The sequence below is a fragment of the Stenotrophomonas sp. S39 genome, assembly GCF_016624665.1.
In the GTDB taxonomy this organism is placed as follows: Bacteria; Pseudomonadota; Gammaproteobacteria; order Xanthomonadales; family Xanthomonadaceae; genus Stenotrophomonas.
The window spans coordinates 16,324-36,402 of record NZ_JACVTT010000002.1; the positions used below are offsets into that span (position 1 = coordinate 16,324).

Sequence of the window (20,079 nt, forward strand, 5' to 3'; positions counted from 1 at the left end):
CTGCGGCGGCCCGTATCACGCCATGACCTTCGACTGCTCCAGCTCGACCTGCAGGGTGCTGGCCAGTTCATCGCGGGAAACTTCGAACTGCTGCTCGCGCACCAGGTCCTTCACCGCCACCACCCCACGGGCGAGTTCGTCTTCGCCAGCCAGGACCACGAAGCGGATGCCGGCCTTGGCCGCGTACTGGAACTGCTTGCCGATCTTCTTCGGCTCCATCTGCACTTCGGTGTTGATGCCACCACTGCGCAGGCGGCGGGCAATGTCCAGCGACTGCGCCATGCCCTGCTCGTCCATCAATGCCACCAGTGCCTGCACGCTGCTGGCTTCGATGCCATCGATCAGGCCGGCTTCGCGCAGCTGCCAGAACAGGCGCGACAGGCCGATGGAAATGCCCACGCCCGGCAGCTTGGACTTGCTGTAGTGGCTGGCCAGGTCTTCATAACGGCCGCCCGAACAGATCGAGCCGATCTGCGGGTGGTCGGTCAGCGTGGTCTCGTAGACGGTGCCGGTGTAGTAATCCAGGCCACGGGCGATGGAGAAGTTCAGGCAGTACGCGGTTTCCGGCACGCCCAGCGCCTGCACCAGCTGCAGCACTTCGCGCAGCTCGGCAACGCCATTGCGCAGGGTTTCCGACGAGGCGCCACCGGCTTCCAGCGCAGCCAGCTGCGCCAGCGCATCCTCATGGCCCTTCGAACGCACAGCAACGAACGCCAGGATCTTCTCGACCTGCTCGGCCGGAATCTCGAAGCCCTCGCCCACCAGCGTCTCGCGCACGTAATCGGCGCCGCGCTTGTCCAGCTTGTCCACCTCGCGCAGCACGGCCAGCTGGCGCTCGCCTTCGGCCACGCCCAGGCTTTCGAAGAAACCACGCATCAGCTTGCGGTTGTTCAACTGGATGCTGAAATCACCGATGCGCAGCTCGGAGAACACGGCGTGGATGACGGCCAGCACTTCAGCGTCATAGCGCACGCTCAGGCTGTCCTTGCCGATCACGTCGATGTCGCACTGGTAGAACTCGCGGAAACGGCCGCGCTGGGCACGCTCGCCACGGTACACGCGCTGCATCTGGTAGCGGCGGAACGGGAAGGTCAGCTCGTGCTCGTGCTCGGCCACGTAACGCGCCAACGGCACGGTCAGGTCGAAGCGCAGCGCCATCTCCGGCAGCGAACGGTCGCCCGATTCGGCAGCATTGGCCAGCGCGCCGGTGGACTGCACGAAGTACACCTGGCGCTCGGTTTCGCCACCGGACTTGGTCAGCAGCACGTCGGACAGCTCGAACACCGGCGTTTCCACCGGCAGGAACCCGAAGCGCTCGTAGTTTCGGCGGATGACGTCCAGCATGCGCTGGAACGCAATCTGCTCGCGCGGCAACAGTTCAAGGGTGCCGGGCGGGGTACGGGGCTTGATCACGGGCGGAACTCCTGCAGGAACGGGGACGTGGGAGGGGGCGACATTCTACCGCCCCGCATGGCTCAGCCGCCGATCAGGGGCCATAAGGCCGCATGAAGTATCATAAAGCCCTCTCCCGCCCGTGATACGCCCCCGCACCATGTCCCGGCCTTCCGGCGCCCCGTCCGCCGCCCACGACTCCGCCGCGCCGTCCTGCTCCACGCTGGACTGCCTGCACTGCTCGGTCCGCCACCTGGCGGTCTGCTCGGCGCTGTCGCCCGATGAGGTGCAGGCGCTGGAACAGGTGACGGTGTCGCAGCAGGTGGCCATCGGCGCAACCCTGGCCCGCACCGGCGAAGAGCGCCAGCATGTCTATACATTGACGGCCGGCGCGCTGCGGCTGGTGCGCACGCTGGCCGATGGCCGCCGCCAGATCAACGGTTTCGTGCTGCCCGGCGACTACCTGGGCCTGAGCGGCAGCGACCACCACCGCCACGATATCGAGGCCATCGCCGACAGCCGCGTCTGCCGCGTGGCCCTGCCGCAGATGAAGGCGCTGCGCGGCCGCTACCCGCACCTGGAGCGCAAGCTGCTGCAGCGCGCCTGCCAGGAACTGGATGCCGCGCAGGACGCCGCGCTGGCACTGGCCCGCCTGCAGCCGGCGGAAAAGCTGGCCGACTTCCTGCTGCGCCTGGCTGCACGCGAGGCCAAGCTGGGTGGCGATGGCCTGCGCGTGTCGCTGCCGATGGGCCGCGGCGATATCGCCGACCACCTGGGCCTGACCATGGAAACGGTCAGCCGCACTTTCACCAAGCTGCGCCAGCAGGGCCTGATCGCCCTGCCCCATCTGAGCGTGGTGGAGATCCTCGACGAGGACGGGCTGCGCGAGCTGGCGGGCGAAGGCCTGGCCTGACCGTTTCGCAGTTGACGGCGTTGCCGGCCAGCGGCCGGCACTACCCGCCGGGCGTGGCCCGGCGCTACCGACGCAACAACACCTCGCGCAGGGCGTCGTAATCGGCCGCCAACGGTTCGGCATGCGCCGGCCGCTGCAGCAGCGCCGCCAGCGCCGGCGGCACCGCCACGGCTTCGCCGATCAGCGGCTCCACCACTGCCTCGAACTTGGCCGGGTGCGCGGTGGACACCACCGCCCAGTCCCCCTTGGCACCGCGCGCCCGCAGATCCTGCAGCACCTTCACCGCAGTGGCGGTGTGTGGGCAGAACAGTTCGCCGCTGCTGGCATGCGCACTGGCAATGGTCGCGCGGATGGTCACATCGTCCACCGCGAATGCCCGGAACGCGGCACGCAGTTCGGCATCGTCATCGGCATACAGCCAGCGCAGGCGCTCGAAGTTGCTCGGCGCCCCCACATCCATCGCGTTGGCGACGGTGGCGACGCTGGCCTGCGGCTGGTACGCGCCGCCATTGAAGTACGCCGGCAGCACCGCATTGGCATTGGTGGCCAGCACGATCTGCCCGATCGGCACGCCCAGCGCACGCGCCAGCACGGCCGCCATCGCATTGCCCAGGTTGCCGGTCGGCACCACCAGGTTGAGGCGACGCCGCGTGCGCGCGTGATGGGTCAGCGCAGCATGCGCGTAGTAACTCATCTGCGGCAGCAACCGGCCCAGGCTGATGCTGTTGGCCGAACTCAGCGGCACCTGTGCCTGCAGGTCCGTATCGGCCAGCGCCTGCTTGACCATCGCCTGGCAGTCGTCGAACGAACCGGCCACGCGCAGCGCCTGGATGTTGTCGCCGAAACAGCCCAGCTGGTGCGCCTGCCGCGGTGAAACACGGCCATCGGGATACAGCACCACCACGCGCACGCCCGGCTGTCGATGGAACGCCGCCGCCACGGCAGCACCGGTATCGCCCGACGTCGCCACGACGACGGTCAGGTCACGGGCCTTGCCCGCCTGCAGGCGCGACAGCGTGCCGGCCAGGAAGCGCGCCCCGATGTCCTTGAAGGCGGCGGTCGGGCCATGGAACAGCTCCAGAACATGGTCGCCGTCGCGCCCCAGCGGACGCAGCGGCACCGGAAAATCGAAGGCGTCGCGGCAGATCTCCGGCAATGCCGCCTGCAGCGGGTCGCCTTCGAAGAACGGCGCCAGCAACTCGGTCGCGGTGTCGGCCAGGCTCGCACCGGCATGCAGGTCGCGCGGCGCGGGCAGTACGTCAGGCACGTACAAGCCGCCATCCGGCGCCAGGCCGGCGGCAATGGCGGCGCTCAGCCCAACAGCGGGCGCGTGACCACGGGTCGAAACGAATTGCATGAGCTCGGTATCCAGCAAGGGGGAAGGATTCAGCACAGTCGCGCTCCAGCAGCGTCCAGCGGGGAAACCCAGGCATCGCTGTCGAAGCCGGCGGCGGCGAAGGCCGCACGAACGGGCGCCACTGCGGCATGGGCCTGGTCAGCCTCTTCAAACCACGCAAACACACTCGGGCCGGCACCGGAGATGCCCGCGCCCATCGCATTGGCTGCCAGCGCAGCATCGCGCGCGGCCTCGAAGCCAGCGATCAGCGCGGCCCTGCGCGGCTCCACCAGCACATCGCGCAGGCCGGCACGCACCAGGGCTGCATCGCCGCGATGGCAGCCACTGAGCACCAGCGCCAGGTTGGCGCTCTGCGCCACGAACTCGCCCAGCGCATAACTGCCCTGCAGCGCCGCCCGCGCACGCCGCGTCTCGAGCACGGCATGCGGATGCACCAGCAGGCTGTGCCAGCGGGCCGGCACCGGAATCGGCACCAGGCGATCGGCCGTACACAGCGCCAGCCCGCCCAGCAGCAGCGGCCCGACGTTGTCGCCGTGGCGGCCGCCGCTGGCCACCGCCTCGCCATCCAGTGCGTGCGGATACAGCGCCTCGCGTGGCAGCGGCGCGTCCAGCAACGCGTTGGCGGCCACCAGTGCGGCCACGCACGAGGCCGCCGAACCGCCCATGCCGGAGCCGAACGGGATGCCCTTGTCGATCTCGATGGCAAAGCCATGGGAAAGACCGAGCCCTTCGCGCAGGGAGATCAGCGCCGCGCCGGCCGTATTGCCCGGCGCGTCCAGCGGCAGGTCCACAACGCTGCCGCGGATGGCGTCGATGCGCACGGCCGGTTCATCAATGCGGCGCACCGTCACGGTATCGCCGATACCGGCGATCGCATGGCCGAGGATGTCGAAGCCCACCGCCACGTTGGCCACCGACGCGGGGGCGAATGCGCGAGCAATCACAGCCGCGCCCCCTCGCCGGCCGCCACGCGCAGCAGGTCGGCGAACACACCGGCGGCAGTGACTTCCGGCCCGGCGCCCGGTCCCTGCACCACCAGCGGGTTGTCGCAGTAACGGCGCGTGCGGAACTGCACGACGTTGTCGGTCAGGCGCAGGTTGGCGAAGGTGTGATCCGCCGGCAGCTCCTGCAGCCCCACCGACGCACCGTCTGCGCCGAGCCGGGCGACATAGCGCAGCACCGCACCACGCGCCCTCGCCTCGTCCAGCCGCTGCAGCAGGCTGGCATCGGATTCGCCCAGGCGGGCCATGAAGTCATCCACGCTGCCATCGCGCAGCAGCGCCGGCACCAGGCTTTCCACCTGCACCTGCTCCAGGCTGAGCGCATGGCCGGCCTCGCGGGCAAGGATCACCAGCTTGCGGGCCACGTCCACGCCGGACAGGTCGTCGCGCGGGTCCGGCTCGGTGTAGCCCATCGAACGTGCCTGCGCCACCAGCTCGGAGAACGGCTGGCTGCCATCGAAGCGGTTGAACAGCCAGGCCAGCGTGCCGGAGAAGATGCCTTCCACGGCGAGCACTTCATCGCCGGTGTCGACCAGGTCGCGCAGCGTGGTGATCACCGGCAGCCCGGCACCGACGGTGGCCTCGTAGCGGAAGCGCGCGCCACTGGCGGCGGCAGCGGCATGGATGCGCTGGTAGCGCGACAGCGGACCCGAGCCGGCCTGTTTGTTGGGAGTGACCACATGGATGCCGGCCGCCAGCCAGCCTTCGTAGCGCTCGGCCACTTCGGCGCTGCCACTGCAGTCGATCACCACCGCGTGCGGCAGGTGCGCGGCCAGCAGGTGTTCGGTGAAGGCGTCCAGATTGCTGGCCTGGCCATCGCCGTGCAGCGCCTGCCGCCAGTCGGCGTGCAGGACATCGGCTTCCAGGCGCATGCGCGAGCGCGAGGCCAGCGCACGCAGGCGCAGATCGACGTTGGCCTTGGCCAGCAGCTGCGGGCGCGCGGCCAGCAACTGGTCCAGCAGCGCGGCGCCGACATTGCCCGGCCCGATCACCCCCACCGCGAACGTCTGCGGCGACAGCCAGAAGCCGGCATGCGCGGCACGCAGGGCACGCGTTGCATCGACACTGGCCACGGCCACCGAGATGTTGCGCTCGGACGAGCCCTGGGCGATCGCCAGGATGTTCACCTGGGCACGGCCGAGGGCCTCGAACAGGCGCGCGGCCACGCCGGGCTGACCGGCCATGCCATCACCGACGGCAGCCAGCACGCTGACGCCCTCGCCGACCTGCACGCGCTGCACCTGGCCCACCGCCAGTTCGTGGGCAAAGGCCTGCAGCAGCGCCTCACGGCCACGTGCAGCTTCACCGGCCCGCACCACGCAGCAGATCGAATGTTCGGACGAACCCTGCGAGATCATCACCACCGACACCTGCGCCTGGCGCAGTGCCGAGAACACCCGCTCGGCCGTGCCGGGCACGCCCATCAGGCCGGTGCCTTCCAGATTCAGCAGGGCCAGATCGGGGCTCAGGGTCAGGCCCTTCACCGGCCCGCGCGGCGAGCGCTGGGCGCTGATGCGCGTGCCCGGGTGCGCCGGGTGGAAGGTGTTGCGGATGAAGATCGGCAGGCCGAGGCGGATGGCGGGCGACATCGTCTGCGGGTGCACGACCTTGGCCCCGAAGTAGGCCAGCTCGCAGGCCTCGTCGTAGCTCAGCGCCTCCAGCTGGACCGCCTCGGGTACCAGCCGCGGATCGGCAGAGAGGACGCCGTCGACGTCGGTCCAGATATGCAGCTCATCGGCGTTGAACAGCGCGGCGAAGATCGCGCCGGAGTAGTCGCTGCCATTGCGGCCCAGCGTAGTGATGCGATCCTCGCGGTCACGGGCGACGAAGCCGGTGGCGACCACGCGCGACTGCGGGTGCTGCAGGCGCCATTTCGCCAGGCGGTCGGCACTGGCCTCCCAGTCCACGTCCACGCCCAGCTCGCCGTGCCCGACCACCAGCACATCGCGCGCGTCCAGCACTGCACAGTCCTCGCCGAGCGCCTGCAGGTGCGTGCCCAGCAACTGCGCGGAAAACACTTCGCCCAAGCCCTGCACGCGGTCCAGCACCTCGCACGGCAGTTCGCCGATCACCGCCAGCGCACCCAGCACTTCGGCCAGCTGGTCGAACCGCACGTCGATCCATTCAACGGTCTCGCCCACCTGCTCACCGAGCAGGGCCACGGCGGCACCACGGTGGCGCGCGCGCAGCGCATGCCAGGCTTCGCGCCAGCCGGCGTCACCACGCGCCGCCAGCTGGGCCAGCTCGATCAGCGCATCGGTGACACCCTTCATCGCCGAAACGACGGTGACCTGCAGCGGCTCGGCCCGCGCCAGCAGCAGGCCGGCCACATGGCGGTAGCGTTCGACGCTGGCCACCGAGGTGCCACCGAACTTGTGCACGACAGTGGACGGTGCGGCCAGGTCGGCCGGGGCAGCGGGATGGGCGGGGGCGTGGGAAGACATGCAGACCTCGGTAGGAGGCCCCGTCGCATGCAGGTGTTGGGTCTCCCCGTCACCTGGATGGTGCGGGGCCGTTGTTTTCGGGAGTTACACGAAGACGACGGGCCGCACCAGGGCAGTGGTGGCGGTGGTGGTAATAATGGTGGTGATGGTGACCAGCGCAGTCGAACCGCCCGCGGTGGCGGGGGCAATCAGGCTGGCGAGGGCGGCATCGAAGACCATGGCGCACAGAAAACACCGTGCGCCGGGGGCCTGTCAAGTGCTGCGATGCAAAAATCGTTTGTTTCGATCATCGCTCAACGTGCAGCCATTTGGTTGCAATTGAGACAAAGCGCGCATCAGAGCGCTTGACGCTGGCAATCAGCCGGCATGTTCGGCGATTGCACGTGGTGCGCGGTGGGCGTGCGCGCACAGCAGGACACCGGCAACCAGGAACACGATCGCCAGCGCCTCCAGCAGGCTCGGCCACCGCCACTGCCACGCAAAGGCATAGAGCAGCGCGAACAAGGTTTCGAACACTATCATCTGGCCGGTCAGGGTCAGCGGCAGCAGGCGGCTGGCGCGGTTCCAGAACGCGTTGCCGATGATCGAAGCGATGACCGCAACACCGGCACTGATTACCCAGAACAGGGTCCACTGCGCAGGCGTGCGGCCCGCGGTCTGGCCGATGAACGCCATCGGCACCAGCAGCAGCGACAGGCCACCGGTGGTGACGCCGGTCAGCAGCGACCAGTCATGGCTGGACAGATCAGCCCGGCGGGCCAGCCAGCGGCTGTTGCCGACCGAGTACAGCGCCCAGGAGAACAGCGCACCGAAGGCGCACAGCAGGCCGATCAGGCGCTGCCGCCAGGGCGTGGCCAGATGCTCGGACATCAGCGACTCCCAGCCCACCAGGGCCACGCCCAGCACACACAAGCCCAACGCGGGCAGCAATTGACTGAGCGGCACGGCGCCCTTTTCGCGCACGCCCACCAGGGTCACCACCACCGGAATCAGGCCGACGATGAGCGAGGCCGCCGCGCCACCGGCCCACTGCACGGCCGTTGCCAGCAGCAGGAAGTAGACCAGGTTACCGGCCAGGCTGAGCCAGAGCAGGCCGATACATTCGGCGCGCCCCAGTTGCGGCGCCAGCCGCTTCCAGCGCGGCAGCAGCAGGATCACCGCGATCAGTCCGTAGACCAGGTAGCGGCCGGCGGACAGCTGCAGCGCGTTGAAGGAGTGGAGCACAGCGGGGGCGAGGAAGACCACGCCCCACAGCGCGCCAGCGGCAACGCCATTGGCGATGCCCAGGGCCATCGGGTTGTTGCGCATGTCAGTTGCTTCGGGGGAGGGAACTGGCCGCGCAGTGTAGGCGGCGACCGGCACGGCGTCTTGACCGAGGCTACTGCCCAATCTGTTCGTAGAGTCGAGCTTGCTCGACTGGCTCATCCGCGAAGCGCAGTCGAGCAAGCTCGACTCTACAAAAGTGCGTCACCGCGCCGCCAGGCGCTTGGGGTCAGGCCGGTCTCGCGGCGCAGCGCACGGGTCAGTGCACTCTGCTCGGAATAGCCCGCTGCCAGCGCGATATCGCTGATCGTCGCCGCGCTGGTCAGCAACGCATGCTTGGCCCAGCGCAGCCGGCCCGCGCTGAGCCAGGCCTGCGGGCTGACCCCGAATTCGCGCTGGAACAGTGCATGCAGCCGGCTTTCGCTGACGCCGACAAAGGCCGCCATGCGCGCCACCGGCCACCCCTGCCCGGGCTCGGCATGCACGGCCGCGCACAGCCCCTGCAGCCGCGCACCACTGCCGGCCGGGGCAAACACGCGCAGCAATTCGGGCAGCATTCCCGGCATGGCACCACCGCCGTTCACCTGGGCCAGGCGCTGGCGCAGCGACAGCGGCAGGTGCAGCCAGCGCTGGCGCCACAGGTGCTCCTGGGTCAGGTCATCGAGCACGCCCGGGCAACAATCGACGATCACGAAACCGTTCGGCCCGTGCGCCATCTGGTCGTGCGCCTCGCCGGCGGCCACGAACGCGCCCTGCAGCAGATCCAGCCGGCCGCCTCGACCTTCCAGCTCGAACTGCAGCTCGCCCTGCAGCGGCAGGACCCACTGTGCGTAGTCGTGGCGGTCCAGGCCCGTTGACTGGCCGTAGTGCCGCAGGTGGAAGATGGCGCCCATGGCGCTAGTGTGCGCGTGTAACACTCGGCGTGCAAAGCGCTGCTATAGTCGGCCTGTCATCCAAAGCAGGGAATGCAGGACATGACCCATTCATACGCACCCGCAGTGCTCGCCGCCACTCTCGGCCTGGCGTTTGCAGCCTCGGCCCAGGCCCAGGAACGCGTGCCACCCGCTCCGCACTGCATGGATGCCGTTGGCGTCCAGGAAGTCGAGCAGGCCTCCCCCCGCTCCATCGCGTTGCGCGCGGCCTCCGGCCAGGCCTATCGCATCGACTTCAGTGAAGATTGCCCGGGGGTCCGCTCTGCCACGACACTGAAGCTGGACGCACCTGCAGGCTGGGCCTGCGGTCGCCCCAGCGAGCGCGTGGTGGTCGACGGCCGCAGCTGCGCCGTCAGCGCGGTCACTCCGGTAGAGGATCGTGACTATGCCAGCGTTGCCCGCGAAAGCGACCGCCTGCTCACCGCCACCCTGCCCGCACTGACCATCAGCGAGCGCAAGGAAGTCCGGCGCGGTTTCGGCGGCTCTCCGTCCTACTGCTTCGCCATCCGCAACGTGCGCTCCTGGTCGTCCGATCAGCAGGGCCTTCTGGTCGAAACCAATCCCCGCCGCAACGGCGGCAACCGGTACTACCGCGTCGACCTTGGCAGCCACTGCCGCCAGCTCGACCGCACGCCGGAAGTGAGCTTCACCTCCGGCATGCAGAATGGACTGATCTGTGGCAACCCCGGTGACCGCATCGTCGCCGCCGAGTTCGTGCAGGGCGACCTGCGCCGGGATGAGTTGGCGCCCCTTCCGCAGTACACCCGCCAGAGCTGCACGATCCAGGCGGTTTACCCGGCCTCCAGCCAGGCGTCCAACTAACCTCCCGTACCGAGGAAGTCAAACGGCTTGCTCGGTACGAACCGGGACAGCGCATCACCGGCGAAGGTGTTGCGCTGGTCCGGGCCGAGGTCGAGCTTGAGGACCTGGCCGCCAAAATCGACCTTGTTCAGATCCACCCAGAACGTATTGGGCGTCAGCGCCGATTCGAAGAAATACAGGCGGCGTTTGTGGTCGGCCACCGTGCGCCAGCGGGTGGACGAGATGTTCGGCTGATCCGGCGTGGTGATGCCGAAGGGAACCGACACGTTGCGGATCACACTGAACACACTGGCCAGCGCCTCCACCGGGTCTTCGGCCTTGGGAATGGCGTTGATGTAGAACGACGCGCGCGCGAAGCGATCTGCCGAGCGATTGGTGCCCGGCAGCATCACCGTACCGCCGATCTCCTTCCAGTACGCATTGAGCGCCAGCTGCTGGTCGAAGATCGGCGAGTTGGTCATGACCTGGTAGCGGCGGTCATGGTGGATGACCTGGCGGCCACCGATGTATTCGACGATGGCACTGTCGCCGCTCGCATCGGACAGCGACAGATGCAGGGTGGCTTGGCGGTCCTCGCCCGGCACCTTGTCGGTGACGATGGCGAACGGCTCGCGCTCCAGTGCAGCCACCGCCTCGGCCACGCTGCCGAAGTTGTCCAGCACGTACTGCGCCCACAGCGAGATGGCCAGCCCCGGCTTGTTGCCGCGCTGCTGCGGGTACTCCGATTCGACCAGCCACAGCAGGTTGGCGACCAGGCCCTTCTCGTTCATGCCGTCGGTGGTGGACACGTCGTAGCCGGTGGCGACCACGCTGCCGTAGCGCGCGGTCCATTTCGCCGATTTCGGCCCGGCCTGGCCGGTGCGTTCAATACCACGCGGCAGGACATAGAGGTTGGTGGCCACGTCCACCTTCCAGTCCATCGAGCGGGCGGTGATCACATCGCCGTTGTCGCCCAGATAGACCGCGCGCGTGCAGGCCCACGCCGGCACCGTTGCTGCCGCCAGCACCATGGCCAGCGCCGCCCTGCCCTGCCACTTCATCCGCTTCATGACGTGCTCCCTTCCCCAGGAAGCCCGATGGGAACCCGCTACGGGTGACAGCGAAGTGAAGCTCGACGCTACCCGGCGCTGAGCACCGGCCGCACGATGGCGCTCAACAGATCCACCGCGGTCGGCACGGCAGGATCGCCCTCCACGGTGCGCGAGAACCCGGACCAGTCACTGGTGGCCAGTTGGCGCAGCTTCAACGCATCGACCGGCAACGCACGCATCGACCAGTACGGGAACTGGCGCTGGCCCAGTCGCCCGCGTGCCAGTTCGACGATGTCCACATGGCTGCCGGCCTGCAGGATGCGCTCGTACACCGAGTCGATGCCATCGGGCGGGCCTTCGATGTACTGCAGGAAACGCTGTCCATCGTGCAGCAACACGCCCGTCACCCCGGCCATCCGGTTGAACCGGGTGGCATCGTTCACCAACGTCTGCAGGCGTTCGGCGGAAAGATCCGGCCGGGCCTGGCTGACGTAGGCAATGGCGCGTAGTGGCATGAAGCATCCTTGGCAACGTGAGTCGCCACGGTAGCAGCTACGGACGAGCCCGTCTCAGTTCGTTCCGGCACTCCCTGAAGAATTCAGTTAACGGCCAATGCGGGTGTCGGCGCGGCGTGGCAGCACCGCTTCGAACACCACCTGGCCCTGCTCGTTGCGCGCACTCAGGCGTCCGCCATGAGCAGCAACGAACTGGTCGACGATGTACAGGCCAAGGCCGAGGCCCTTGCTCTGGTGGAAGCTGGCCTTGAACGGCTCGAACAAGCGCGGCAGCAGCGCTTCCTCGATATGCCCGGCATTGCGCACGCGCAGCGTCACCACGCGCGTATCGCTGCCATCGACGGCAACGCGCACCACGTCATTGCCACCATGGGTGATGGCATTGCCCACCAGGTTGGCCACCACCTGCCCAAGGCGATCCATGTCGCCGTGCAGCGTGGCATCACCGCTTGCATCGAAGGCGATGCGATCGCTGCCGTGCGCGCTGCCGGCCTCGGCGATCACGGCACGGGCCAGTTCCTCCATGTCGCAGGCACTGGCTTCCAGGCGCAGGCCACCACTGCGGATGCGCGAGAAATCCAGCAGCTGCTCGACCATGCGTGCCATGCGCACGGTGCTGGCCTCCAGGTGCTGCAGGGTCTGCTGCGCGCTGGTGTTGCCCGGCGGCAGCTCCAGCGACAGCTTGTCGGCACACAACAGGATGGCCGACAGCGGCGTGCGCAGGTCATGGGTCAGCACCGCCGCCATCGTCTCGTTCAACTTCAATGCGCGCTCCAGCGCGTCGTTGCGCGACTTCAGCAGCTGGCGCTGCTGGTAGAGCTCGATGAAGACATTGACCTTGCTCAGGATCACCTGCGGCGCCACCGGCTTGTGCAGGAAATCAACCGCACCGCTTTCGTAGCCCTTGAACGCGCGCACCGGGTCATCCGGCGAAGCGGTCAGGAAGATGATCGGCACATCGCGGCTGCGCTGCGAGCCACGCATCAGCTCGGCAAGGGTGAAGCCGTCGATCTCCGGCATGTGCACGTCCAGCAGCGCCAGCGCCACCTCGTGTTCCAGCAGCAGTTCCAGCGCCTGCGCGCCCGAACCAGCCAGCAGCAGGTTGACGCCCTCGCGGCGCAGCAGCGCCTGCATGGCCACCAGGTTCTGCGGCACGTCATCGACGATCAGCAGGTTGACCGGGGTCTGCGACTGCGCAGGGTCCGGTGGCAGCAGGTTCATGCAAACAACTCCTTCAAGCGACGGCACATCAATTCAAGAGGCAGCACGGCGTCAGCGCCGGCGTGCTGCAGGGCGGAGGCCGGCATCATCGATGCCTCAGCCTCCTCGGGGCATTGCAGCCAGGCGCGGCCACCGGCGGATCGCACCGCAGCCACGCCTTCACTGCCATCGCTGCTGGCACCGGTCAGCAGCACCGCCAGCAGCTGCGGACCGAAAATGGCCGCGGCAGACTCAAACAGCGGATCGATGGCCGGGCGCGAAAACAGCACCGGTTCATCCATCGACAGCGCGATGGTCTGCGCGTCTTCCACCAGCAGGTGGTAGTCAGGTGCGGCGAAGGTCACCGTCGCGGGCTGCAACGGCTGCTTGTCCTCCGCCTCGCGCACGTCCAGCGCGCAGTACGGCGCCAGCACCTCGGCGATGCGGCTGCTGCGGTCGCGCGGCAGGTGCAGCACCACCAGCACCGGTATCGGCAGGCCGGCCGGCAACGCGCCCAGCAACGCCTGCAGTGCCGCCACACCGCCGGCAGAAGCACCGACCACCAGCAGGTGCGGGCGCGGGGCGGCCATCACACCACCTTCCGGTACAGCCGGTGCTCGCGCGAGCAGGCTTCGAACGCATCATGGTGGCGACCGAACTGCAGCGACTCCTTGCTGCCCAGGCCGAGGAAGCCGCGATGCACCAGCGCCTCGCGGAACAGGCCCACCGCGCGGTCCTGCAGGTCGCGGTTGAAATAGATCAGCACGTTGCGGCAGGACACCAGGTGCACTTCGGAAAACACCGTGTCGGTGGCCAGGCTGTGGTCGGCAAATACCACGTTGCGGCGCAGCTGGCGGTCGAACACCGCACCGTCGTAGGCGGTCGCGTAATAGTCCGACAGCGAGCCGGTGCCACCGGCGGCCAGGTAGTTGCGGCTGAACTGCGCCAGGCGGTCGATGCTGTAGGCACCGGCTTCGGCCGTGGCCAGCGCCGCCGGATTGATGTCGGTGGCGTAGACGATGCTGCGCTCCAGCAGTCCTTCCTCGTGCAGCAGGATGGCCAGCGACCAGACCTCTTCACCGGTACTGCAGCCGGCCACCCACAGCTTCACCGACGGGTAGGTGCGCAATACCGGCACCACCTGCTCGCGCAGCTGCTTGAAGTAGGCCGGGTCGCGGAACATCTCCGAAACCTGCACGGTAAAGAACTGCATCGCCTGGGCGAACAGGTCCGGTTCGTGCAGCAGGCGGTGCTGCAGGTCGACCAGGCGCTCGCAATCGTATCGCTGCATCGCCTGGCGGATGCGCCGCCGCAGCGAAGACACCGCATAGCTGCGGAAATCGTAGTGGTAGCGCTGGTACAGCGCCTCCAGCAGGACCTTCAGCTCCAGGTCGAACAGCGCCTGTTCGTTCATTGGCGCGAGCACCAGACCCGGCACAGCGACACCAGCTTGTCCACGTCGATGGGCTTGGCGATGTAATCGTTGGCACCGGCCTGCAGGCAGCGCTCGCGGTCATCGGGCATGGCCTTGGCGGTCAGCGCGATGATCGGCAGGTCCTGCAGGTGGCGCTGTGCCCGGATCTCGCGCATGGCGGTCAGGCCATCCTTCTCCGGCATCATGATGTCCATCAGCACCAGGTCGACCTCGCGCTGGGCCAGGCGGTCGACCGCCTCCTGCCCGTTGCGCGCGATCTCCAGCGTCACGCCCAGCGGTTCGAGCACGCTGGACAGGGCGAAGATGTTGCGCACGTCGTCCTCGGCCAACAGCACGGTGCGGCCATCGAGCACGGTGTCGCGGCGGCGGGCCTCGCGCAGCAGGCGCTGCTGGTCGCTCGGCAGGCTGGCCTCGACGCTGTGCAGGAACAGCGTCACCTCGTCGAGCAGGCGTTCGGGCGAGCGCGCGCCCTTGATGATGATGCTCTTGGAATAGCGGCGCAGGCGCTGCTCTTCCTCACGGCTGAGCGCGCGGCCGGTGTAGACGATCACCGGCGGGAAGCCGACCTCATCGTTGCCGGCCATGTGTTCCAGCAGGTCGTAACCGCTGCCATCGGGCAGCGACAGGTCCATCACCATGCAGTCGAACGTGACCGTGCTCAGCTGCTCCACTGCGGCGGCCAGGGTACCTACCGCGACGATCTGCAGCTGGTCGCGGCCCAGCAGCAGCTCCAGGTTGCGGCGCAGGTCGCTGTCATCCTCGACGATCAGCAGGCGGCGCACATCGCGCTGGCTGGTCTGTTCCAGCTGCTCGATGGCTGCGGCCAGCCGCTCGCGGGTCGCCGGCTTCACCGCATAACCAATCGCGCCGAGCTCGCGTGCAACCTGGCTGCGGTCCATGGCCGATACCACATGCACCGGAATATGGCGGGTTTCCGGGTTGCGCTTGAGGCGTTCAAGCACGCTCAGCCCGGATACGTCCGGCAGGCCGATATCCAGCAGGATGCCGTTCGGCCGCAGTTCGCTGGCCAGCGTCAACGCCTCTTCCGCCGTCGTTGCCACCACGCAGTCGAAATCAAGTTCGTGCGCCAGCGACACCAGCGCCTCGGCGAAGCTGGCATCGTCTTCCACCGCCAGGATCAGGCGCCCGGCGCGCTGGCGACGGCCGCGGTCATCGGCGACGCTGCTGCTGGCACTGGCCATCGCCGGTGCGGCGGCCATGGCCAGAGGCGCGGCAGCGGCCACGTTCTGCACCGACGCCATCGGCACCGGCACCCTCTCGCCCGGCTCTGCCGGCACTTCGCTGGCCGGTGCGCCCTGCAGCGGCAGTTCCAGGATGAAGCAGCTGCCGCGGCCCGGCTCGCTGTCCACCTGGATGTCGCCCCCCATGCGCACGGCCAGGTCGCGCGAGATCGACAGGCCCAGCCCGGTGCCACCGTAGCGGCGACGGGTGCTGCCGTCGGCCTGGCGGAATGCTTCGAAGATCACCTGCAGCTGGTCACGGGCGATGCCGATACCCGAATCACAGACTTCAAAGCGGATGCGTCCATTGCCGGCGGCGCGCACGTGCAGGCTGACCTTGCCGTGTTCGGTGAACTTCAGCGCGTTGGCCAGCAGGTTCTTCAGGATCTGCTGCATGCGCTGGTTGTCGGCCACCAGCTGCGTGGGCGCCAGCGCATCGGCTTCGATCTGCAGGGCCAGGCCCTTCTGCCGGGCCATCGGCTCGAACGTCTCGCGCAGGCGCTGCAGCACGCTGTCGACTACCACCACTTCGTCGGCCAGTTCGACATGGCCGGCTTCGATGCGCGACAGGTCGAGGATGTCGTTGATCAGCGCCAGCAGGTCGTTGTTGGACGACAGGATCGCGCGGGCGTATTTGACCTGCTCCTCGGTCAGCGTGCCGTCCTTGTTGTCGGCCAGCAGCTTGGCCAGGATCAGCGAACTGTTCAGCGGCGTGCGCAGTTCGTGCGACATGTTGGCCAGGAACTCGGACTTGTAGCGCGAGGTCGCGGCCAGCTCGTTGCTGTTGCGTACCAGCTGGCCCTGCGCCACCAGCAGCGCCTGCTTCTGCGCCTCCAGCTCGTGGGTGCGCTCTTCCAGCTGCACGTTGCTCTGTTCCAGCTCGGCCTGCTGTTGCTCCAGGTGGCCCTGCGACTGCATCAGACTGCGGCTCTGCTCTTCCAGCTCCTCGTTGGCCACGCGCAGCTCTTCCTGCTGCGCCTGCAGTTCCTCGCCCTGCCGCTGCGATTCTTCCAGCAGCACCACCAGCTGCGCGCGCAGCAACGAGGCGCGCAATGCCATGCCGAGCGTCTCGCCACAACGTTCCAGCAGCTCCGCATCCAGGGTGCGCTGGCCCGCTGCCTGCGAACGGCCCAGCTCGACCACGCCCACCACTGTGCCGTCGCTGCTGATCGGCGCCAGGATGCGCTCGCGCACCGTTACCTGGCCCAGGCTGGATTGCAGCTGCAACGCATGCTGGTCGTCGCCCTGCACGTGGCGGATCTGCTGGTCGCGTGCGGTCTGGCCAAGCAGGCCTTCCTGCAGCGTGACCGAGGACGGCAGCCCGCTGGGCAGGGAGACGCCGCCGGTCAACTGCAGCCGGCCACCCTCGATGCGATACATCACGCCCACGTCGGCCTGCAGCTGGCCGGCCAGGCTGGTCATCGCCGCATCGGCAATCTGCTCCGGGCCCAGGTCGCCGCGCAGGCTCATCGACACGGCGTTTTCCGCTTCCTGCAGCCACAGCGCCCGCATGGCCTCGCGCCGCGCGGTAATGGCGCGCGAGACGATCAGCGCGATCATCAGGAAACCGACGCCACCAATGGTGCGGTTGACGAAGGAGAACGATGAGTTGGTGCTGGCCGGGGCGACGTTGTAGCCGATCGCCAACAGGCCGCAGGCGATCACCGCCACCACGAACGGTGCCCGCGCACTGCGCTGGAACACGGTGACGCCAATAGCCATGAAGTACAGCAGCCACACCGCATAGCCCAGCGGAACCACCAGCTCCATTCCGATGGTCGCAGCCAGCAGCACGGCGGCAGCCACCCAGATCCAGCGGTCACGCGTTGTTGCACCAGGACGCATGCGAGTCGGTTCCAGAGCACGAAAGGTCGATGATGTTACTCCTTGTCGCATTCAGCCGCATACGACCAATGGCACACGCACCGCGTGCACAAATCCTTCACGCTCGCCTGCCTACGGTCGCATCCCTTACAGGGGTATAACTGATTTCTACGTGGACGCTCTTGCTTCTACGCCTTCCGTGCTGACGGACACGTCCCGCCAACTGCGATTGCTGATCGACAGCGTTCGTGACCATGCCCTGTACCTGCTTGACCCCCAGGGCATCGTCTGCAGCTGGAACCCGGGCGCCGAACGGATCAAGGGCTACCGTGCCGACGAAGTCATCGGCACCCACTTCAGCCGCTTCTACCTGGCCGATGAACGCGATGCCGGCGAACCGCAGCGGCTGCTGCACCTGGCTGCACAGAACGGCCACGTGGCCAGCGAGGGCTGGCGGGTACGCCGCGACGGCTCATCGTTCAGGGCCAGCATCGTCATTGAAGCGGTGCGCGAGAACGGCGAGCTGCTGGGCTTCGTCAAGATCACCCGCGACATCACCGAGCACTGGCAGGCCCAGCGCCTGCTGCGCGACGCCCAGCGGGCCCTGCGCCAGACCCAGCAGTTCGAGACCGTGGGCCGGCTCAGCCGCGGCCTCTCCCACGAGTTCAACAACCTGCTGACCACGGTTGGCAACGCACTGGACCTGTTGTCGCTGCGGCTTGGCAGCGATGCCCGCGCCGCCGAGCTGCTGGCCACCGCACAGGCCGCGACCGACCGTGGCTCGCTGCTGACCCGGCAGCTGCTGGCCTTCAGCACCGGCCAGACGCTGATCCGCGAGCCGCTGGACATCAACCAGCAGATCCGCGAATGGCTGCCCGGCCTGCGCAGCGCCTGCCCAACCGGCGTAACCGTGGAAGCCGACCTGGCCCCGGGCCTGCCCCTGCTCAGCACCGACCCGCTGCAGCTGCAGACCGCGCTTGCCAACCTTGTGGCCAACGCCGCCGACGCCACCCTGGACGGCGGCCGCGTCCTGGTGGCCACCGCGCTGGAGCACCGTCTGGATCCGGACGCGGACACCGCGCTTCAGCGTCGATATGTGACACTAAGCGTCTGCGACGAGGGCCATGGCATGGCCCCGGACATCGCTGAACGGGCCACCGAGCCCTTCTTTACGACCAAGGACATCGGCAAGGGCAGCGGTCTGGGCCTGAGCCAGGTGTTCGGTTTTACTACCCAGAGCGGCGGCTTCGTTGATGTGTCCACCACGCCCGGTGTCGGCACCACGGTCAGCCTGCTGCTACCCGCAATGGAGGACCCTGCCCATGACTGATGACACGCTCCGCGTATTGATGGTGGAGGACCAGTCCGATCTGCGCGAGATGATCGGCCTGGCGTTGCGCGATTTCGGCATCGATGTGGCAACCACGTCCGACGGCCACGAAGCGGTCGCCCTGATGCAGGGCGGGGAGCGCTTCGACGTGGTGTTCAGCGACGTCAGCATGCCCAATGGCATGTCTGGCATCGAGCTGAGCGAACACGTGGCGCGCGACCAGCCGCACGCGCGGATGATCCTGTCGTCCGGCTATGCACGCTCGCAGCTGCCGCCGCTGCCCGACCAGGTGGAGTTCCTGCCCAAGCCTTACCGGCTGCGCCAGCTGGTGGAATTGCTGCAACAGAGCTGAAGCATCCACGCATGGCGTGGATCTACTGGGCGATCACGCATGGCGTGGATCTACTGGGCGACCACGCATGGCCCGGGATCACCCCCCGAAGGTCTGCTGGTTCAGGTCCACCCAGCCGGTCCACATCAGCTGGATGCCGATGCACAGCAGCACGAACGCCACCAGCTGCTGCATGACCACCGCACCGGTCGGCCCCAGCCGGGCAACCAGCACGATCGAATTGCGCAGGATCAGGTAGATCACCGACACCACCAGCAGCGCCCCGCCCACGGCAACAACCACGCCGGACAGCAGGTGCAGCGGCGTCACCGATTCGACATGGGTGCCCAAGGTGATACAGGCGGCAATCGTGCCCGGCCCGGTGGTGAGCGGGAACGTGAGTGGAAAGAAGCTCTTGCGCTGCAACTCGTGGTCGGCCATCGCCGAGGCCTGCTCTTCCGCCGCGCTGGGCGGATCGTCCACGCGCGCCCCCAGCATGCGCCACCCCGCAGCCGCCACCAGCAGTCCGCCACCGATGCGCACCACTGGCAGCGAAATGCCGAACAGCGACAGCACGTAAGTGCCTACCAGCATCGCCACCACGATCACGATGAAACTGTTGAAGGCAATCTGCCGGGCCAGGCGCTTGGCCACCTGCCGCCGGCCGCCCACGGTCGACACGAAGATCGACGCCGTGCTGAGCGGATTGATGATCGGCAACAGGGTGACCGGCACCAGGATCAGCTCACCGGCCACCGTAGCAAGCACATCGGGCAAAGGCATCATGCGCTCCGCTGGAATCTTGCCCTGCAGGGTCGAGCATGCTCGACTCTACAAAGGCCGGCCAAGCGTTACCAGTACTGGGTGACCAGGATCAGGGCGATGACCGCCGCGACCCCCGCCACGATCCACAGACCGTGCCGCTGGCGAAAACTGGGCTTGGGAGTGCCTGGGGTATTCATTGCACGCATCCAGAGTGGGGAATGTGCATCCACCCTGCTGCAGCGCTCGTGCAATGCACGTGCATGCAGCGCAGCCGCGACGTGAG

Annotated in this window: 18 protein-coding genes; 4 read left to right on the forward strand and 14 right to left on the reverse strand. The window is 67.8% G+C overall.

What is annotated here, in order from left to right; all coding sequences use genetic code 11:
- Window positions 1–15 precede the first annotated feature (15 nt).
- On the reverse strand, window positions 16–1,413 hold the full coding sequence (hisS, locus tag IAE41_RS01495; protein ID WP_200731768.1) for a histidine--tRNA ligase: 1,398 nt from the start codon (window positions 1,411–1,413) through the stop codon (window positions 16–18).
- Window positions 1,414–1,552: 139 nt separating this feature from the next.
- Between hisS and IAE41_RS01500 the strand changes: the two genes are divergently transcribed.
- On the forward strand, window positions 1,553–2,305 hold the full coding sequence (locus IAE41_RS01500; RefSeq protein WP_200731769.1) for a helix-turn-helix domain-containing protein: 753 nt from the start codon (window positions 1,553–1,555) through the stop codon (window positions 2,303–2,305).
- A 64-nt stretch (window positions 2,306–2,369) separates the two neighbouring features.
- Here the strand turns inward: IAE41_RS01500 and thrC are convergent, their stop codons facing one another.
- From thrC to IAE41_RS01525, 6 genes are all read right to left on the reverse strand, one after another.
- Window positions 2,370–3,662, reverse strand: coding sequence for a threonine synthase (gene thrC / locus IAE41_RS01505; RefSeq protein ID WP_200731770.1), 1,293 nt, complete (start codon window positions 3,660–3,662; stop codon window positions 2,370–2,372).
- Window positions 3,663–3,691: 29 nt separating this feature from the next.
- A complete protein-coding gene (locus IAE41_RS01510) occupies window positions 3,692–4,606 on the reverse strand; it encodes a homoserine kinase (protein ID WP_200731771.1) in 915 nt (304 codons plus the stop codon).
- Window positions 4,603–7,107, reverse strand: a complete 2,505-nt coding sequence (gene thrA, locus IAE41_RS01515) for a bifunctional aspartate kinase/homoserine dehydrogenase I (RefSeq protein WP_200731772.1) — start codon at window positions 7,105–7,107, stop codon at window positions 4,603–4,605. Before thrA ends, IAE41_RS01510 begins: the two co-directional genes overlap by 4 nt.
- An 84-nt stretch (window positions 7,108–7,191) precedes the next feature.
- Window positions 7,192–7,326 (reverse strand): hypothetical protein, encoded by a 135-nt coding sequence (locus IAE41_RS22610; RefSeq protein WP_267911363.1) that lies wholly within the window; start codon window positions 7,324–7,326, stop codon window positions 7,192–7,194.
- Window positions 7,327–7,464: 138 nt separating this feature from the next.
- Window positions 7,465–8,415, reverse strand: a complete 951-nt coding sequence (locus tag IAE41_RS01520) for a DMT family transporter (protein WP_200731773.1) — start codon at window positions 8,413–8,415, stop codon at window positions 7,465–7,467.
- 146 nt (window positions 8,416–8,561) lie between these two features.
- Complete coding sequence (locus IAE41_RS01525; RefSeq protein ID WP_200731774.1) at window positions 8,562–9,263, reverse strand: AraC family transcriptional regulator; 702 nt, start codon at window positions 9,261–9,263, stop codon at window positions 8,562–8,564.
- An 81-nt stretch (window positions 9,264–9,344) separates the two neighbouring features.
- Between IAE41_RS01525 and IAE41_RS01530 the strand changes: the two genes are divergently transcribed.
- The gene (locus IAE41_RS01530; RefSeq protein WP_200731775.1) at window positions 9,345–10,124 is read left to right on the forward strand and encodes a DUF6491 family protein; all 780 of its coding nucleotides are present in this window, start codon (window positions 9,345–9,347) and stop codon (window positions 10,122–10,124) included.
- Here IAE41_RS01530 and IAE41_RS01535 read toward each other — a convergent pair.
- The 6 genes from IAE41_RS01535 to IAE41_RS01560 all read right to left on the reverse strand — a co-directional run bounded on the left by IAE41_RS01535 (window position 10,121) and on the right by IAE41_RS01560 (window position 17,391).
- On the reverse strand, window positions 10,121–11,173 hold the full coding sequence (locus IAE41_RS01535; RefSeq protein WP_200731776.1) for a linear amide C-N hydrolase: 1,053 nt from the start codon (window positions 11,171–11,173) through the stop codon (window positions 10,121–10,123). The two genes, IAE41_RS01530 and IAE41_RS01535, sit on opposite strands and share 4 nt — an antisense overlap.
- Window positions 11,174–11,241: 68 nt before the next feature.
- Window positions 11,242–11,670, reverse strand: a complete 429-nt coding sequence (locus IAE41_RS01540; protein WP_200731777.1) for a BLUF domain-containing protein — start codon at window positions 11,668–11,670, stop codon at window positions 11,242–11,244.
- An 87-nt stretch (window positions 11,671–11,757) separates the two neighbouring features.
- On the reverse strand, window positions 11,758–12,891 hold the full coding sequence (locus IAE41_RS01545; protein ID WP_200731778.1) for a hybrid sensor histidine kinase/response regulator: 1,134 nt from the start codon (window positions 12,889–12,891) through the stop codon (window positions 11,758–11,760).
- The gene (locus IAE41_RS01550; protein WP_200731779.1) at window positions 12,888–13,460 is read right to left on the reverse strand and encodes a chemotaxis protein CheB; all 573 of its coding nucleotides are present in this window, start codon (window positions 13,458–13,460) and stop codon (window positions 12,888–12,890) included. The genes IAE41_RS01545 and IAE41_RS01550 overlap by 4 nt, the downstream gene beginning before the upstream one ends.
- Window positions 13,460–14,284 (reverse strand): CheR family methyltransferase, encoded by an 825-nt coding sequence (locus IAE41_RS01555; protein WP_108759365.1) that lies wholly within the window; start codon window positions 14,282–14,284, stop codon window positions 13,460–13,462. Before IAE41_RS01555 ends, IAE41_RS01550 begins: the two co-directional genes overlap by 1 nt.
- Window positions 14,281–17,391, reverse strand: a complete 3,111-nt coding sequence (locus IAE41_RS01560) for a response regulator (RefSeq protein WP_200731780.1) — start codon at window positions 17,389–17,391, stop codon at window positions 14,281–14,283. Before IAE41_RS01560 ends, IAE41_RS01555 begins: the two co-directional genes overlap by 4 nt.
- A gap of 178 nt (window positions 17,392–17,569) precedes the next feature.
- Here IAE41_RS01560 and IAE41_RS01565 point away from each other — a divergent pair, with 178 nt between their 5' ends.
- Both IAE41_RS01565 and IAE41_RS01570 read left to right on the forward strand, forming a co-directional pair.
- The gene (locus IAE41_RS01565; protein WP_200731896.1) at window positions 17,570–18,700 is read left to right on the forward strand and encodes a PAS domain-containing sensor histidine kinase; all 1,131 of its coding nucleotides are present in this window, start codon (window positions 17,570–17,572) and stop codon (window positions 18,698–18,700) included.
- Window positions 18,693–19,052, forward strand: a complete 360-nt coding sequence (locus tag IAE41_RS01570; RefSeq protein ID WP_108746572.1) for a response regulator — start codon at window positions 18,693–18,695, stop codon at window positions 19,050–19,052. Before IAE41_RS01565 ends, IAE41_RS01570 begins: the two co-directional genes overlap by 8 nt.
- A 78-nt stretch (window positions 19,053–19,130) precedes the next feature.
- Here the strand turns inward: IAE41_RS01570 and IAE41_RS01575 are convergent, their stop codons facing one another.
- A complete protein-coding gene (locus IAE41_RS01575; RefSeq protein ID WP_079225204.1) occupies window positions 19,131–19,814 on the reverse strand; it encodes a MarC family protein in 684 nt (227 codons plus the stop codon).
- Window positions 19,815–20,079 lie beyond the last annotated feature (265 nt).